Here is a 15,469-nt window from a genome sequence, read left to right on the forward strand (position 1 = left end):
AAGGGAGGAAGTCTCATTGGCCATTGCTGCTCGTACAAAGGATAAACCTCAACATTCTGTTACCGGCTCAACGGTTTATCCCATCTTACTGATTATTGGTATTTGTCATATGCTGAACGACACATTGCAAGCCGTTATTCCTGCGATGTTCCCTATTTTAGAACGATCAATGGGGCTGACCTTTACACAATTAGGGCTGATTGCCTTTACATTAAATATGGTCTCCTCCGTGATGCAGCCTGCTATTGGGTGGTACACAGATAAACGGCCGATGCCTTATGCACTTCCGATTGCTTTATTTTCAAGTGCTGTCGGTATATTCGGACTCGCGTTTGCTCCGTCGTTTGCCACCATTCTGCTTTGCGTTGTCTTTATCGGACTTGGCTCTGCGATCTTCCATCCAGAGGGCTCCCGTGTTGCCAACATGGCAGCTGGTCCAAGACGAGGACTTGCACAGTCCATCTATCAAGTAGGCGGGAATACAGGTCAAGCCTTTGCTCCGCTTATCGCTGCATTAATGCTCGTCCCGCTCGGTCAGACAGGCGTGGCTTGGTTTACGATTGTTGGAATGATGGCGGTCGGTTTCCTTCTTTATATTTCAAGATGGTACGCAGGAAGGCTTCAAACCATTCGGGCCGAAGCGAAAAAAGCTCCTGCAAAAGCTGCTAGATCTGATATTCATCGTAAATCAGCACTCATTGCACTTGGCATTATCGTCTTTCTCATCTTCGCCCGCTCTTGGTATGGAAATGCCATTTCGAATTTCTATGCGTTTTATGCGATTGAACAATACGGTTTGACGATTAAAGAATCACAGACTTATATTTTCTTATTTCTCATTCTAGGTGCAATTGGGACATTTTTAGGCGGGCCGCTTGCAGACCGCTTTGGCAAGAAAAACGTGATTTTAGTTTCCTTATTGGCATCCTTCCCGCTTGCCCTGCTGCTGCCATTTGCCGGACCCGTTTTTGCTTATGTTTTACTCGGACTGATTGGGCTCATTTTGACATCCAGCTTCTCTGTCACCGTGGTTTATGCCCAAGAACTATTTCCCGGGAAAATTGGCACAATGTCTGGTTTAACTGTTGGGCTTGCGTTTGGTATGGGTGCAATCGGATCGGTTGCCCTCGGCTCATTCATTGATGCCTTTGGCTTAACGCCTACCATGATCGGTGTTGCCTTTTTACCGATATTAGGCATCCTAGCCTTCTTGCTTCCTAGCGACCAAACCATCTCCAAATGGAATGAATCATAAAAAGAAAACCGCTCAATGAATGAGCGGTTTTTTCAATTGTTGACAAAGGGATAAAATGATGTGTATTTTAGCACTTTGTCTTCTTTTCAGCGTGATAGAAAACCTTTGCAGTCTAGGAAGTACAGCTACTTTTGCGGAGCGAATATGTTATTCGTGAGCACCAGCGCACAGGACTGACACCGAATGCGAGGATTTGTCTACACGCTGAAACCGCTCAATAAATGAGCGGTTTTTCATCTCTCATAAAAATGCGTGTCAGGAACATGCTTCTTCGCAATAAATCCTTGCTTAAATTCTGGAAATACCTTTTGCACCTGTTTAATCTTTTGATGAACCAAGTCGGCATACGGAATATACAAATGATCCACAAGCTTCTGTTCTTTCATATAGTAATACCAATTAAGGTTAAAGGTATTCTCGTCAATGATCGTAAAGGCAGAAAAATGATAGAACAAGAGTGGACATTCATCGAGATACATATCTCCTTTTACAACTGAAAGCTTGTAGTTTTCAATGTTCCAAATCGCCGCATTGGCTCCTTTAGATGCAACGATATGAACCCCTTCAAAATCATCAACCCATCTTTCCACATACCGCTGATCTCCGTACGTCTTTTTTTCTGTATCCATTTCTACAGTACAATGGGCAAGACAGTTTTCTTTCCATTGCGTGACTGCCTGTTTGGCAACATCTGTGTTACGACAGCCTACAAACCCTGTATTAAAACGGCCAGACAACTCGTAATAACGATAGAACCGCTTGGAATTCATATGATCCGTTAAAAATAAATGAGCGCTTGGATTCTCTGCAAAAATCGCCTCTGGATCATGATAAAAATACAAATCTGTATCCAGATGGGCAAGATAATCCGCATCTGAGGACTCAAGAATATTAAGCAGATAAGCAGGTTTTAACGTCCAGCAATACTCATGAAACGTACGATCTTCTTTTGCCTTTCGCAGCGTGTCATCTTCAATGTCTTCAAGCTGTTCATATTGAACATGCGGATGAGGGAACTCCTTTAACACCTTATAAGCCAAAGGGTCTGCACATAAAACGGACAGCTTGAATGAATGAGCGTTTTGTTCAAGCGAATGAATCAGCGCCAAAAGCTTAAAGACATGGGTATTCGACACAATGGTTGTAAAGTGATAAGACACCATTTACAACACATCCACTTGGAACAAATCAACGCGCAACAGCTCTTTCGTCAGCCCTTGAATGGCTTCTACAAGTACCGTGCAGCCACACTCCTGCCGTGCAAGCTGCGCGGCTTCTGCCAGCTTTTTCAAAGGAACTTGCTTGGCTGTCAGCATATCTTTTTTATCCCGTTTGATGCCTACATTCCGCTCTGTGATCAAATGAAGCAGCTCTAAAAAATAGGATAACAGGTCATCAAATGCTGGATTCTCACGCAGCTGGCGAACTTCTTTCACAATATCATTTGTCACAGTGTGAGAAAACGGACCAGAGAAAGCTAAATGGACATCAATGGAATCAATATTGTTGTACTTCTCACACATATACAAAATGTTGTATTTGATGTCATCAAACGACGTTAAATTACTTGGATGCTCTTGATGCACACTCATGATATCCTCTCGCAATTCAAAGGAGAGACCAAGCTGATTCAGTCGAATCCCTAAATCATAATCCTCAAATCCGTAACGAACAATATTTTCATCAAACATCCCTAGTGCCATGACATGATTACGTTTAACAGAGGAGTTATTTGTAATAAAAAATCGCCATGGCAGCTCATATGAACCTAAATCATAGTGGTACGTTTCCAAGATGTCTTTTAGGATATCAATAAACTCAGACTGCAAATCGAAGCTTTTCTCTAGAAATGCACCATTTTCGACTTCTTCCAATGATAAAAGAGGCGTTTTGTCCTCCATTTTCCGTTTATACAGTCCTTGCTTTTTCAACCGCTTCATATGATCCTTATCAAAAGCTGTGTAAAAATAGCGATAAATTCGCTTCCAGCACACACCGCAAATGACAAGATCCTCCCTGCCAGCATGGGCCTCTGCATGCTTTTGAATAAACCTCGGTTCTGCCAGCATATCACTGTCATGAAAAATGAGCAGATCTCCCTCCGCCTCGCGAATGGCATGATTACGCCCCTTTGCAATTCCTTGATTGACAGGAATACGCACCTTTTTAAACGGGAAGTTCACCTCAATATTCTCAAGCATTTCCATCGTGCCATCCGTTGAGCCATTATCAGCAACAATGACCTCAAATGGAATATCTGTTTCCTGAAGCGTTAAAGAAAAAAGGCTCCCCTCTAAACGCTCTTTGGCATTATAGCTTGGAATAATGACGCTTACCTTTGGCTTTTCATTCATGCGTCATCCTCCTCCCGTTTGGCATAGCCGTTAAACAGCGGATCGACCTGCTCCACAGATTCAATCACATGGCGAAGCACTTGCCGATAGGCTTCTTGGAAAAACGGCAGGTCATTTCGTCCTTTTTCATGAATTTGCTGCATCTCATCCTTGCTCACAATCCGAAAGCCGCTGTAATGATAGCAAATAAGCGGCTGCCCATCCTCCAGAAGAATACGTCCATTCTCCTCCCGATAAGAATGCTGCCCATAGTTCCAATGACCAATATTCACGCCTTTTGTCTCAATATCTTCTACTTTGTCAAACAGCCTCGGCATATGATCTAGATATCCTTGATCGCCAAACTTGCCTTCTCCCGGTGCATTTTTACATTCTTTTAGACATTCTTCTTTCCACCAGCTGAGGCATTTTCGTCCGGCTTCATCTCCTTTAAAATGTAGAAAGCCTGAGTTATAGCGTCCTAAAAGCTTCTGAAGCATCTTCACTTCCTCTGCATCAAAGCTTGGAATGACAATATCCCCTCTCGAAATTAAAACAGAAGCATTCGGCTGATGTTGAAAAATAACCTGAGGGCTCTCATAAAAGAACAAATCGGCATCAAGATAGGTCACGCTCTCTGCCTGCTCCTGTTCAAATAACCACTCAATCCAAATCGGCTTTAAGGTCCAGCAATATTCCGATGCATCCCGTTCCTCTTTTTTCTCCAGCAGCTCTGGTGTTTCGAGCTCCCGTACATGAACAAGATCCACATGCGGGAAATTCATTTGATGAAGCAAATCAAATGCAGCATCATCCATACATAACGTCTTGATGACAGCATCATCTTCTACTTGCTTCAACGATAAGAAAAACGCAATGGCTTGATAAAGTCTTCCACTTGAAAGAACCGTACAATATATGCTGTTCATCTTTTTACACCTCTATTTTTGAAAGAATTCGCGGTACCATTCAATCGTCTTCTCTAAACCTTCATCAATGGAGTAGTCAGGCTTCCAATCAAGCAGCTTTCTCGCTTTCTCTGCCGACAAATATTGATGCTTAATCTCATGTGTTCCTTGGTTGAGAATACGAGGCTTCAGCTCACTTCCCATTGCCTTTAAAATCTTATCTACAAGTTCAAGCACTGTCAGCTGAATTTCGTTACTAAAGTTAAAGGCTTCTCCCGCCAGCCCTTTTTCCTCCATCTTCTCAGCTAGAAGCAAATAAGCCTTCACTGCATCTTCAATGTAGAAGTAATCACGAATAAATGTCCCATCACTTCTAATTTCCGGCGCCTTTCCTTCTAACACAAGCTGAATCGTTTGCGGAATGATTCTGTTGAAATTCAAATCTCCGCCTCCATATAAATTACCGCAGCGTGTAATACAAACTGGAAGACCGTATGTGTTGTAGTACGTATGAGAAATGAGATCTGCACAGCTCTTTGAGACATCATACGGATGTTTCCCGTTTAACGGCATGTCTTCATCATATGGAAGCTGCTCTTGATCACCGTATGCTTTGTCACTTGATGCCACGATCACTCGTTTGATGAGCGGCTGTCTTCTGCAAGCCTCCAGCACATTCCATGTCCCTAAGATATTCGCTTCAAATGTAGAAACAGGATGTCTATTCGCGACCCCAACAATGGCTTGGGCAGCCAAATGGAAGACGGTGTCAATTTCATATTCTCCTAACGCACGTTCAATCGTCTGCATATCCTCTAATGCGCCTTGCACCACATTCATTTTTTCAAATTGACTGCCTTGATATAAATTCGATCGAGGCACTTGATCACGCACAAGCCCAGTCACGTTTGCCCCTTGATCAATCAATTCCTTGACGAGATAGCTTCCTAACAGCCCTGTACATCCAGTTACAAATACGTTCTTTCCATTCCAAAATCCGCTCATGCTGTCACCAAACCTTCCATGGTTGTTTTCCATCTGTCCACATGTCGTTGATTTCCTTCAGGTTTTTATACGTATCAATTGCTGTCCAAAATCCGTGATGCTCATAAACGGCAAGCTCTCCATCATTCGCTAAGTTTTGAAGAGGCTCTGCTTCAAACACGCATTGATCATCGTCTGTCAAATAATCAAATACCTTTGGAGACAACACAAAAAATCCTCCATTGATCATCCCGATACTGTCTGTCTTCTCAGAGAAGGATTGTGCCATCCCGTTATACACCTTCAGTGTCCCGTACTGGGACTTCTTTTCAATTCCTGTGACAGTCGCAGCTGCTCCAAAATCCTGATGACGTTTAAGCAAATGAAACATATTGATATTGGCCAGTCCATCACCATACGTCATCATAAAGGTCTCATCACCAATGTATTCCTGTGCCCGCTTTAAACGTCCGCCTGTCATCGTATCTTCACCTGTATCTAAAAAGGTGATTTTCCAGTTTTCCGATTTCCCTAATAGCTTCATTTCTCCTGTCGCCATATCGAGCTGCATGCTGTGATGCTGCCAGTCGTAGTTTAGAAAGTACTCTTTGATCTTCTCTCCTTTATATCCAAGCAATAGGATAAATTCGTCTACACCGTAATACTGATAGATTTTCATAATATGCCATAGAATAGGCCGATCTCCGATCATAGCAAGTGGTTTAGGAAGCGCTTGTGTGACCTCACTCATTCTCGTTCCCTTTCCTCCGCAGAGAATGACTGCTTTCATCTTCTCCCCTCATCTCTCTATGAAGATTTTTGATTAAAACCCTATCTTTATGCGGAAAATCAGTACATGTACCCTCATACTTTGTCCGACATCAGGTTTTGAATCTACTCTATTCATATGTCGAAATGAGAGAGTGTGCCACCTAGCATTTAACTATTTTTACAAATAAAAAAAGAGCGAGATTCATATTCTCGCTCTTCCAAAGTTTAAATTGTATATTTTCAGGGTAGATGGTATGATAAACATGTGCATAATCAGCACAAACAGCCTCTTTCTACAAAGAGACTACTAGATTGAATGAATTCAAGTGGCAGCTTGCTTCATTCTCAATATGAATCACGGAGGTGAATTCCCATGGCACAAAACGTTCTTTGTGAAGTGAACTCTTGCCGTTTTTGGGCTGAAAACAGCTGTACCGCTTCTACCATTAAAATTGGTAAAAACACGATGACTGAAGTGACTCGCAATACTGAAACTGATTGCGAAACATTTGAAACAAAATAATCTATTTTTCTCTGAGATGAAGGAACTGGCAGGTTCCTTCTTTTCTTTTATCATTCTATCAAGAATGATAATTATTATCAAGTGTTTTTCAATAAACATTTCTCGGGAAATAATGACACGATATTTCTCCATTCGTTGACGATTTTCACTCCTTTTTCTATACTCAACATATCCGAAGAAGAAAAAGTGGTGACCAATCAATGGATTTTACGATACGTTTTCTATCATTCTTTGTCGTGGAAATTGAAGGCAAAGATGAACAAGCAAATAAACGGTTTAAACATTATCAAACACTAGATCAAGAGGAATTTGAACAAAGTGAGCTGAAGGACTTTTTAGACGGTGAGCTGAAAAAAATCGTCAAACGTAAAGTGGACAGACACCCTAAATCTGAACAAGTACCGACCAAAATTGGCCGATTTATTGTAGAACCCGGTCATGAGCTCGATTCAAACCCAAACTACAATCTATTTCATCAAACGAGATTTGCAGATACAAAAGAATTGTTTAATGAATGCAGTGAACAGTTTGTTCGCACATATTTAGATACAAGTGCTGTCAGAGGCGGCGTTTTTTTAGTTGCTTCTGCCGTTCCTAAAAAGTATTTCGATGATTCCTTTGTCTTTATTATGAAATGCGATTTCGAACAGAAAGTGGCTTCTATCGCTGATACATCTACCTTGATTAGAAAAGTCGAAATGGCTATTACGACAAAAAACATGAAATCGATTCAATACCCGTTTATGCCAGAAGAGGGCATGACTGAAGAAGCTGAAGTAAAAATTCACCAATCTTCACACGCTCGTTATTTTGAAGACTTTTTGAAATTCGTCGAATACGGTGAATCCATGCCTGAAATCATGAAATCACAGGTTATGAATATGGTACAGGAACAGGTTTTTGAAACATTACAGGATGAAAGTGAAGAATTAAAGCAATTTGAAGAGGATCTTGAAATATGGGAAGCGAGTGAAAAGCGAGAAATTAGAGAAACACTCGATACAGAGCAGGTCACACAAGCGGCCTCCCATATTGTTGAACAAACCCCTGATATCACAATGAAAATGCGTCTAGGCGAAACGGAAATCAAAGGTCTTCTAGCAGACTTTGGCCACTCGATCCATATTGCAAAGCTCAACAATCGATATGTCGTGCTCGTTGAAGCAGACCAAATCGTCTTCGAAAAAGGAAGCACACCTGTTGAGTTTCATAAACCAAATGGGTTAAAAGAGGTGGTCAGCCAGCTGACGCAAAAAGCCTATGATTCAGATCTAGAATAAAAAAACTGCCTCTTGCATTCAGCGCATGAGGCAGTTTTTTTGTATAATGCTTGATTTATTACGCTGGATCAGAAGAAACATGCAGCTCCCTGCCTCTTGCCCACATGCTGACAAGAAATAAGCTTATGATGAGCATCAGCCAAAAGACGCTGCCTGATCCAAAAAATTGAATCATCGTATACCCGCACAAGGGTCCTAAAGCCGCTCCCATATCTTGAACAAAGGAATAGCTTGCGAGGAAGCGGTTTTTATCTGTTTGAGCAGACGCTTTTTGAAAAGCAAGCGTATCCGTTAATGTCGTTAAGATTGTTGACATCAGCTGGATCAAAAGCAGCATCACAAGAAACCAGCCGCTTACTTTCAGCATGACCGCAAGAAGACTGAGACCTCCAAATGAAAGAAACATCCAGCAAAGCGTTCGTTCCTTCATCACAAGACGATCAAACCATCTGCCTGTTTTCGGTGCGACAAATGGTTCCCATCCCCATCTGAGCGCTTGAATGATTCCGCTTAATGCCGAAGCTCCGATGACAAAGCCGAACAGAGCAAATTCTCCATGACCGATCCTTGCTTCAATGACATGGCTGAGGGTTGATGCGAATAAGCCTTGTATCACAAGTGCGATCAGCATACCTGTCATTAATACTTTTACAACATCTCGTGCAAGCCACCTCTGTTTGATGACTTGATACACCTGCCCCTCTTCTCCCTTTTCAATCTCATCCAAAGAGACATAAAAATTGATTCCTAGTAATGTGAGTAAACCAAAGACAAGCGTCATGGATTGGAAACCGATCAGGCTGGCGAATATTCCACCAAATAACATGCCAAATAAACTGCCAAGCCGGTAAAGCCCATTATAAATACCCGTATAATGCCCTTGTGAGCCTTCCTCCATCTCAGCAAGTAATCTCATTCCACTCATACGCAATAACGTCCATGCCAGCCCCCAAGCGCAGCGGCAGATCAGCAGCAGCCAAAAACCGCTCACACCATAAAGCACTGTGGTCACTGATGCAATCAAAATAGCGATCAATACACCGGTCTTCATTGGGACAAACCGATAGAGCCACCAAACAACAGGTGTTAGCGGGATGCGAATGAATCGGTTGATGGACAGCAGCAGCCCGACCTCCCAAATAGATGATAAACCAACCTCTTTCCAATAGATCGGAAGAACAATATAAAGAATTGAATCCCCAATCAGTGCAAATGCTGTGATAAGCGATATTGACACCACTTGCTTTTGACGATGATCCATTTTCCCTTCCCCCTTCGCTATCTTTACAATAAGGGATGCCTTATAATAAATCTAATGAATGTTTTTGATTAAACCATCAAAATAATTGATAGGTGGTGCAAAGTTGAATTTACATGCCCTTCGAATTTTTGCAAAGGTCGCAGAGACAAAAAGCGTTACACAAACAGCAGACGCGCTATCTTTGACACAGCCAGCTGTGACGGCTCAACTTAGAAGCATTGAAAGTGAGATCGGTTTCCGTCTTTTTAAACGAAATGGAAGAGGCATTACACTTACGGAAATGGGGAAAATTCTATATCCTTATGCCCGGCAAGTGTTCGAGGCTGAAAAAGAAGTAGAATATCAGATCACACTTTTACAAAACGGAAAAAAGGGGCGGCTCCGCATCGCTTCTACCTATGTACCACTTAACTTTTTACTGCCAGATTGGCTTGCTGCCTTTAAAACTTCTTCACCACAGACAGAAATTGAATTAAAAAGCGGAAACTCCGCTCAAGTTTTAGAGAGCCTGCTTCAATATGAATCAGATGTGGCCATCGCTGTGATCGAGGATTTGCACCATGAGGAGGTTCTCACCTCTCATTTAACGAATTTAAGCTATGATTTTATTGTGCCGGCAGACCATCCGTTGAACGGAAAAACCGTCCCGTTAGAGCGCCTGAGCCAGGAGCCTTTTTTGATGCGTGAAGAAGGCAGTTCCACAAGAGATAAGCTCTTTTCATTATTTACCTCGAAAGGGATCAAAAAACCGACCGTTGATTTACAATTCAGCGGTGTTCATGAAGCGATTCAAATGATCAAAGCTGGCTATGGCATCACACTTGTTCCCCATGATGCGGTTCGAGGCAGTCTCAAGCGGCAAGAAATTGGGCGCGTGTACATTGAAGGCATTGAGATCGTCAGACCTGTTGTTGTATGCAAACGGGCGAATGATCTTGAAGAAAATAGAACCGTGGATGCCTTCCTGCAAATGAAAGGTATCGGACCATTTACTACGCCTGCTGCCAATTAAAAAAGTGCCTGCTTCTGAAACAGGCACTTTTTTTCTATTCGGCTGGCTGCACGATGTCAAACGGTACAGCTTTTGAGGCTTTCACTAATTGTTCTGGTGTGATGAGGATTTCATTTCCCCATTCACCTGCTCCAACTCCTAATATCTCTTCCTCTAATAACGAAGCTTCAATGATCGTGCGGAATCCTTCTGGCTGCCAGCAAAACGGCGGAATCGAACCAATTCGATAGCCCGTCACTTCAAGAACCTTCTCCGGTGAAGCCATTTTAATATTACGGGAGCCAGCCGCTTTCTTTAGTTTCCCTGACTTAATATGCTGGTCAGCACCAACCATCACAAGCAGCTGCTCCCCTTCTCCTGTTTCAAAAATCAATGTTTTAATCATTTGTCTTTCACGAAAACCAAGGGCTGCCGCTACATTTGCTGCTCCCTTTTCTGTTTCGGCAGAAAATGTTTTGACCTCATATGGGATGCCATGTTTGTCCAAAAAGTCATGTGCCGGTAATTTTTTCAATCGATTGAACCCCTTTCCTTACAATGTCCTTCATTTAGCTTATCACAATCTTCTCATCCTTAAGATGTATTTTTCAATGAAAAACCTATGGACACACCATCACCATGCTATACTGAACTTGTTTTTGAAAAGGAGCCGGTTTGATATGGGAAACAAGTTTTGGTGTTATACAAGCAGTAAAAGCCTTCTCATGCTGAGTGATATTCTATTTGTCATGACGATTACGTTTGTCATTTATCAAGATACACAATCTGTTGCCTATGCGGCTGTATTTCCGCTGATCAGAACGATATGCCAGCTATTGGCTGGGCTCTTCTCTCCTGTTTTAACCGATTACTTTCAAGCTGGCCACCTATTGAAATGGGTCCCGCTTTTACGTCTTGGAATGCTCATCGTGTTTACAGCCCAATTTCACTTCTTTCAGCAGCATATGGTCTGGCTGTTTAGTGCGCTTATTTTGATTTCCCTCACAGGCGGGTTCATCAGTCCTTTAATGCAGGCCATCATGCCGATGCTTGTACCAGCAAATCAGCTTGTGAAAGCAAACAGTACAGCCTCCATTTATCATCAAATGGTTCAAATCGCCGGCTATTCGTTCACTGGAATGCTCGTCCTGTTGATCGGTCCATTTTATTTAATGTGGATTACTTGTGTCATGATTGTATTGTCTTATCTATTTTTCATCCCTGTTTTTCCTCTTCTCAAGCAAGAAGAGACGGTTCGAAAAGCAAATAAGATGAACAGCTTCAAAGATGGCTGGACGATCATTTGGAGAAATAAAACGGTGCGCACCCTGACCTTTATGGATGTTTGTGAAAATATTGCGGGTGCTGTGTGGATCGGGGCAATTACACTTGCCTTTGTCACACATGATTTAAATCAAGGTGAGGAATGGTGGGGATTTATCAATGCCGCTTATTATACAGGTGCCATCATAGGCGGGCTCTTAGCTGCATGGATGAGTCAGTTTATTCAAAAACAGCTTCTCCTCTTTATGGCAGCTGGTTCATTCATTTATGCAGTGCTGACCATTGTCTATTCACTGAACAGCCTGCCGTGGCTTGCTTTGGTGCTTTGTATTTTGATGGGGCCTGCCTACCAAATCCGAGATGTTTCGCAGCAAACCATTCTTCAAACGGCAACGCCAGTACGTGATTTATCAAAGGTGTATTCGGCTCACTACGTCCTTTCTTCTGTATCTGTCGGTTTATCTATTTTCTTTGTTGGATTGATTGCAGATGCATACGGGGCGAGGTCTGTGTATTTGCTGGGCGGTCTGTTTGTGCTCGTCTGTTCCGGCATTGCCATCCTTGCTTTTATGAAGCAGAAAAAAGAGAGCAGCTGATGTATGCAGCGGCTCTTTTACTTTTCTTTTAACATCGCAAACATGTCACGGGCCATGGCTTCTAAAATATACACAACTGGCGTCTGTGTGGTGATATTGGCTCTGTGGACCCGCTCATCTGTGACGTAGTAGGCAATATTTAAATCTGAAATGCGCGAAATCGTGCAGTGCTGGTTATTCGTAATACTAATGATCTTGCTGCCTTCTCTTTTTAACTTCGAAATATGATCAATTGTAATACTGTTCTCTCCTGATACAGACAGCACAATGGTGACACTGTTGTCTAAATACTGCATATTCATCGGGAAAAACGGATCATTGATGTAAAATGAAAATTTCTCAAGACTTGAAAAGTACCTCGCACCATACTGCGCCAAAATGCCAGAACTGCCAGTTCCGATAAACAGCACATTTTTTGCCTCAGCAATAAGCTTCGCGGCCTCCTTAATTTTCCCCTCAAAGTCTCCCTTCAAGGTTCGTTCAATAAATTCATATAGAAAGTGCTGTGTACTTTTTAAAGAAGGTGTCTGCTCTGATTCTAAATACATTTTGAGCTTCACTTTAAACTCTGAAAAGCCATCACAGTTTACTTTTCGGCAAAAGCGAAGGACAGACGAAGTGGAAATATGCGCAGCATCTGCAAGGTCTCGAATTCTCATGTACACGACCTTTTCACTGTTTTCCATGATATATCGGTATAAAGCGCTTTCTAGTTCATTAAAGCTGGAAATGACCTCACTTGAAAACATCTGACTTCCCCTTTCTCCAACAACATGTCACAATGTGTTTCTTTTATGTAACAAATCTCTAAATAGGGCACCCTTGCCTAAAGACGCTGAAGTCATTTACGCACAAGATGCTCTCACGATAAGCTATAGATGTACAAAATAAAAAAGACTTTTCTCTATTATAACATTGCGCGTTACATTATTCGGAGGTGCAGAACATGCCAAAAGGATTAAAGGTTGTCACAATTGGCGGAGGATCAAGCTATACACCAGAGCTTGTAGAAGGATTCATTAAACGGTACGATGAATTTCCGATTAGCGAACTTTGGCTCGTTGATATTGAAGCGGGAAAAGAAAAGCTTGAGATCGTCGGAAATCTTGCAAAACGCATGGTCAAAAAAGCAGGTCTTCCAATCGAGGTTCATTTAACATTAGATCGCAGGAAAGCACTTGTAGATGCTGATTTTGTCACAACACAATTCCGTGTCGGACTTCTTGAAGCACGTATGAAGGATGAACGCATTCCTTTAAAATATGATGTCATTGGTCAAGAAACGAATGGTCCAGGAGGGCTATTCAAAGGACTTCGCACCATTCCTGTCATTCTTGATATTGTCAAAGATATTGAAGAGCTTTGCCCGAATGCATGGCTTGTGAATTTCACAAATCCAGCTGGTATGGTCACTGAAGCCGTTCTTCGTTATTCAAACCATCGCAAAGTCGTTGGTTTATGCAACGTGCCTATCGGCATTCGCATGGGAATCGCCAAAGGGCTTGATGTCGACGCAAGCAGAGTCGAAGTCAGCTTTGCTGGATTAAACCATATGGTCTTTGGACTCAATGTATTCTTAGATGGCAAAAGCATCATGGATCAAGTCATCGAAGACATGGCTGATCCAAACTCTAGCATGTCGATGAACAACATTCAGGCGATTCCGTGGGATGCTGATTTCTTAAAAGGGCTTGGCGTCATTCCTTGTCCGTATCACCGTTACTACTACAAAACAAGTGATATGCTGGCTGAGGAAAAGAAAGCAGCAGCAAATGAAGGAACACGTGCTGAAGTCGTTCGCGCATTAGAAAATGATTTGTTCGAGCTTTACAAAGACCCTGATCTCGACATCAAGCCGCCACAGCTTGAAAAACGAGGCGGTGCCTACTACAGTGATGCGGCTTGTAACTTGATTGCATCCATTTATAACGACAAGCATGACATTCAGCCTGTAAACACCATTAATAATGGGGCAATTAGTGACATTCCAAATGATTCTGCGGTTGAACTCAACTGCGTTATCACAAAAGACGGTCCTAAACCAATCGCTGTTGGTGAAATGCCGGTCGCTGTCAAAGGACTCATTTCTCAAATTAAATCCTTTGAACGTGTAGCTGCTGAAGCTGCCGTGACAGGCGATTACAACACAGCACTTGTCGCAATGACCATCAACCCGCTTGTTCCATCAGATGCCATTGCAAAAAGCATCCTAGATGAAATGCTAGAAGCACACAAAGAATATTTGCCACAGTTCTTCAATAAAGTAGAAGCATAAAAAGAAGCCGCACTTGTCGAAAGTGCGGTTTTCTTATTTCTCTGTAAACAACTGATCCATCTGAGGGCGGTCATAGTCTAATAGCCAGTGCTGTAAGCCTTCATAGACTGGCCGAAGACGCTCAGTATCTGCCGCAATAAGATCACAGCCTCGATCATCATATAAGTGAAAAATCATTTTTTTCGAGAGATTCATTAGGTAAATTTCATACCCCAGTTTTCCCTTCAAAATCTGATTTGGTGTAAAAAAACCTTCTTGGCATATCGCATGAAGCAAAGGGCGCAACCGAATATCTCGCAGACGGCAGTTGATAGTAAACCGCTCTAACTTCATGATCTCTTCTATTTCTGGGTGTACATAGGTCAAGAGCTCATGACGCAATCGGTAACGCATTTTTCGATTTACATATTTCTGGTAAACCAAGAGCTTACGCTTCGTTAATTCATGTTCATGTTCTGTATACACATCCGTTACAAGCAGCATCGCGTCTTCTGGATCAAAAGCATATTTCACAATCTCTAAAGCACGATCTCCCGCTTTTTCTAATACAATCGATTCTTTTCCTAATGACCAATCTGCCACTTCAAACCGTAGCCCAATAGGCCACCCATAAAAAAGAGGCGGCGTGAGGAGAAGGTCAGGAAAATGACTTTTTAAAAATCTATTCGTTTGATCGTTCATCTCATGTCCTTCCATTGATTTTATTTCTTATTTTACCTTTGAAACATACAGGAAAACAATTGGAAATAAACTGTCATTTCTTATATGATAGAAAGAGATGGAGGTGTGACCTATTGAAAAAATCAAAATGGTTTTTACAAGTGTTCCTTACAGCACTGATCACCATGTGGATACAGGCTGGACTTGATCAGGCGAACATCATTCAGATCACCAATGTTTGGGTCGATGCCAGCAGCTGGCTCCTGATCTTCTTTGTTATCTACGCAATTTTTGAATGGACAGCTCACGTCTTAACAAAACGAAAAACCGCTCTCCGCTGAACATCTC

The 15,469-nt window shown here is 42.2% G+C and carries 16 protein-coding genes; 7 read left to right on the top strand and 9 right to left on the bottom strand.

Features of this window, described 5'->3' with window-relative positions:
* Positions 1-16 precede the first annotated feature (16 nt).
* Positions 17-1,255 carry an MFS transporter gene (locus MHI60_RS03880; RefSeq protein WP_111291767.1) on the top strand — a complete coding sequence of 413 codons (1,239 nt, stop codon included), beginning with the start codon at positions 17-19 and terminating at the stop codon, positions 1,253-1,255.
* Positions 1,256-1,488: 233 nt separating this feature from the next.
* Here the strand turns inward: MHI60_RS03880 and MHI60_RS03885 are convergent, their stop codons facing one another.
* From MHI60_RS03885 to rfbF, 5 genes are read right to left on the bottom strand one after another with little or no spacing between them, the layout of a single operon-like run.
* On the bottom strand, positions 1,489-2,418 hold the full coding sequence (locus MHI60_RS03885; RefSeq protein WP_144485776.1) for a putative nucleotide-diphospho-sugar transferase: 930 nt from the start codon (positions 2,416-2,418) through the stop codon (positions 1,489-1,491).
* On the bottom strand, positions 2,419-3,609 hold the full coding sequence (locus MHI60_RS03890; protein WP_111291765.1) for a glycosyltransferase family 2 protein: 1,191 nt from the start codon (positions 3,607-3,609) through the stop codon (positions 2,419-2,421). It lies immediately after the preceding gene.
* Positions 3,606-4,517: a putative nucleotide-diphospho-sugar transferase gene (locus MHI60_RS03895; RefSeq protein ID WP_144485778.1), complete on the bottom strand. Its 912-nt coding sequence runs from the start codon at positions 4,515-4,517 to the stop codon at positions 3,606-3,608. The genes MHI60_RS03890 and MHI60_RS03895 overlap by 4 nt, the downstream gene beginning before the upstream one ends.
* A gap of 12 nt (positions 4,518-4,529) precedes the next feature.
* Positions 4,530-5,501, bottom strand: a complete 972-nt coding sequence (locus tag MHI60_RS03900; RefSeq protein ID WP_025092661.1) for a GDP-mannose 4,6-dehydratase — start codon at positions 5,499-5,501, stop codon at positions 4,530-4,532.
* Between the two features lie 4 nt (positions 5,502-5,505).
* The gene (gene rfbF, locus MHI60_RS03905) at positions 5,506-6,270 is read right to left on the bottom strand and encodes a glucose-1-phosphate cytidylyltransferase (RefSeq protein ID WP_144485780.1); all 765 of its coding nucleotides are present in this window, start codon (positions 6,268-6,270) and stop codon (positions 5,506-5,508) included.
* A 354-nt stretch (positions 6,271-6,624) separates the two neighbouring features.
* On the opposite strand from rfbF, the gene MHI60_RS03910 reads away from it, so the two are divergent.
* Positions 6,625-6,774, top strand: a complete 150-nt coding sequence (locus MHI60_RS03910; RefSeq protein WP_072367870.1) for a DUF1540 domain-containing protein — start codon at positions 6,625-6,627, stop codon at positions 6,772-6,774.
* Between the two features lie 200 nt (positions 6,775-6,974).
* Positions 6,975-8,054, top strand: coding sequence for a DUF3900 domain-containing protein (locus MHI60_RS03915; RefSeq protein WP_024426661.1), 1,080 nt, complete (start codon positions 6,975-6,977; stop codon positions 8,052-8,054).
* Between the two features lie 58 nt (positions 8,055-8,112).
* Here the strand turns inward: MHI60_RS03915 and MHI60_RS03920 are convergent, their stop codons facing one another.
* Positions 8,113-9,315, bottom strand: a complete 1,203-nt coding sequence (locus MHI60_RS03920) for an MFS transporter (protein ID WP_342502671.1) — start codon at positions 9,313-9,315, stop codon at positions 8,113-8,115.
* A gap of 103 nt (positions 9,316-9,418) precedes the next feature.
* On the opposite strand from MHI60_RS03920, the gene MHI60_RS03925 reads away from it, so the two are divergent.
* Positions 9,419-10,327: a LysR family transcriptional regulator gene (locus tag MHI60_RS03925; RefSeq protein WP_111291760.1), complete on the top strand. Its 909-nt coding sequence runs from the start codon at positions 9,419-9,421 to the stop codon at positions 10,325-10,327.
* Positions 10,328-10,361: 34 nt separating this feature from the next.
* On the opposite strand, the gene MHI60_RS03930 is transcribed toward MHI60_RS03925, so the two are convergent.
* Entirely contained in the window at positions 10,362-10,841 is a 480-nt protein-coding gene (locus MHI60_RS03930; protein WP_024426664.1) for a YbaK/EbsC family protein, read from the bottom strand.
* Positions 10,842-10,986: 145 nt separating this feature from the next.
* Between MHI60_RS03930 and MHI60_RS03935 the strand changes: the two genes are divergently transcribed.
* Complete coding sequence (locus MHI60_RS03935) at positions 10,987-12,186, top strand: MFS transporter (protein WP_144485784.1); 1,200 nt, start codon at positions 10,987-10,989, stop codon at positions 12,184-12,186.
* 17 nt (positions 12,187-12,203) lie between these two features.
* On the opposite strand, the gene MHI60_RS03940 is transcribed toward MHI60_RS03935, so the two are convergent.
* Complete coding sequence (locus tag MHI60_RS03940; protein ID WP_041116121.1) at positions 12,204-12,935, bottom strand: MurR/RpiR family transcriptional regulator; 732 nt, start codon at positions 12,933-12,935, stop codon at positions 12,204-12,206.
* 197 nt (positions 12,936-13,132) lie between these two features.
* On the opposite strand from MHI60_RS03940, the gene MHI60_RS03945 reads away from it, so the two are divergent.
* Positions 13,133-14,461, top strand: coding sequence for a 6-phospho-beta-glucosidase (locus tag MHI60_RS03945; protein WP_144485786.1), 1,329 nt, complete (start codon positions 13,133-13,135; stop codon positions 14,459-14,461).
* 33 nt (positions 14,462-14,494) lie between these two features.
* Here MHI60_RS03945 and MHI60_RS03950 read toward each other — a convergent pair whose 3' ends face one another.
* A complete protein-coding gene (locus MHI60_RS03950; protein ID WP_144485788.1) occupies positions 14,495-15,142 on the bottom strand; it encodes a DUF3885 domain-containing protein in 648 nt (215 codons plus the stop codon).
* Between the two features lie 113 nt (positions 15,143-15,255).
* On the opposite strand from MHI60_RS03950, the gene MHI60_RS03955 reads away from it, so the two are divergent.
* The gene (locus MHI60_RS03955; protein ID WP_144485790.1) at positions 15,256-15,462 is read left to right on the top strand and encodes a hypothetical protein; all 207 of its coding nucleotides are present in this window, start codon (positions 15,256-15,258) and stop codon (positions 15,460-15,462) included.
* The last annotated feature ends 7 nt before the right edge of the window (positions 15,463-15,469 follow it).

The sequence above is a fragment of the Bacillus sp. FSL K6-3200 genome (assembly GCF_038630485.1).
GTDB lineage: Bacteria > Bacillota > Bacilli > Bacillales > Bacillaceae > Bacillus > Bacillus safensis.

Bases quoted from the DNA above. Each gene is read 5' to 3' on its own strand.
- MHI60_RS03915 (WP_024426661.1), top strand. From the start codon at position 6,975: ATGGATTTTACGATACGTTTTCTATCATTCTTTGTCGTGGAAATTGAA.
- MHI60_RS03885 (WP_144485776.1), bottom strand. From the start codon at position 2,418: ATGGTGTCTTATCACTTTACAACCATTGTGTCGAATACCCATGTCTTT.
- MHI60_RS03920 (WP_342502671.1), bottom strand. From the start codon at position 9,315: ATGGATCATCGTCAAAAGCAAGTGGTGTCAATATCGCTTATCACAGCA.
- MHI60_RS03910 (WP_072367870.1), top strand. From the start codon at position 6,625: ATGGCACAAAACGTTCTTTGTGAAGTGAACTCTTGCCGTTTTTGGGCT.
- MHI60_RS03945 (WP_144485786.1), top strand. From the start codon at position 13,133: ATGCCAAAAGGATTAAAGGTTGTCACAATTGGCGGAGGATCAAGCTAT.
- MHI60_RS03940 (WP_041116121.1), bottom strand. From the start codon at position 12,935: ATGTTTTCAAGTGAGGTCATTTCCAGCTTTAATGAACTAGAAAGCGCT.
- MHI60_RS03950 (WP_144485788.1), bottom strand. From the start codon at position 15,142: ATGAACGATCAAACGAATAGATTTTTAAAAAGTCATTTTCCTGACCTT.
- rfbF (WP_144485780.1), bottom strand. From the start codon at position 6,270: ATGAAAGCAGTCATTCTCTGCGGAGGAAAGGGAACGAGAATGAGTGAG.
- MHI60_RS03900 (WP_025092661.1), bottom strand. From the start codon at position 5,501: ATGAGCGGATTTTGGAATGGAAAGAACGTATTTGTAACTGGATGTACA.
- MHI60_RS03935 (WP_144485784.1), top strand. From the start codon at position 10,987: ATGGGAAACAAGTTTTGGTGTTATACAAGCAGTAAAAGCCTTCTCATG.
- MHI60_RS03895 (WP_144485778.1), bottom strand. From the start codon at position 4,517: ATGAACAGCATATATTGTACGGTTCTTTCAAGTGGAAGACTTTATCAA.
- MHI60_RS03890 (WP_111291765.1), bottom strand. From the start codon at position 3,609: ATGAATGAAAAGCCAAAGGTAAGCGTCATTATTCCAAGCTATAATGCC.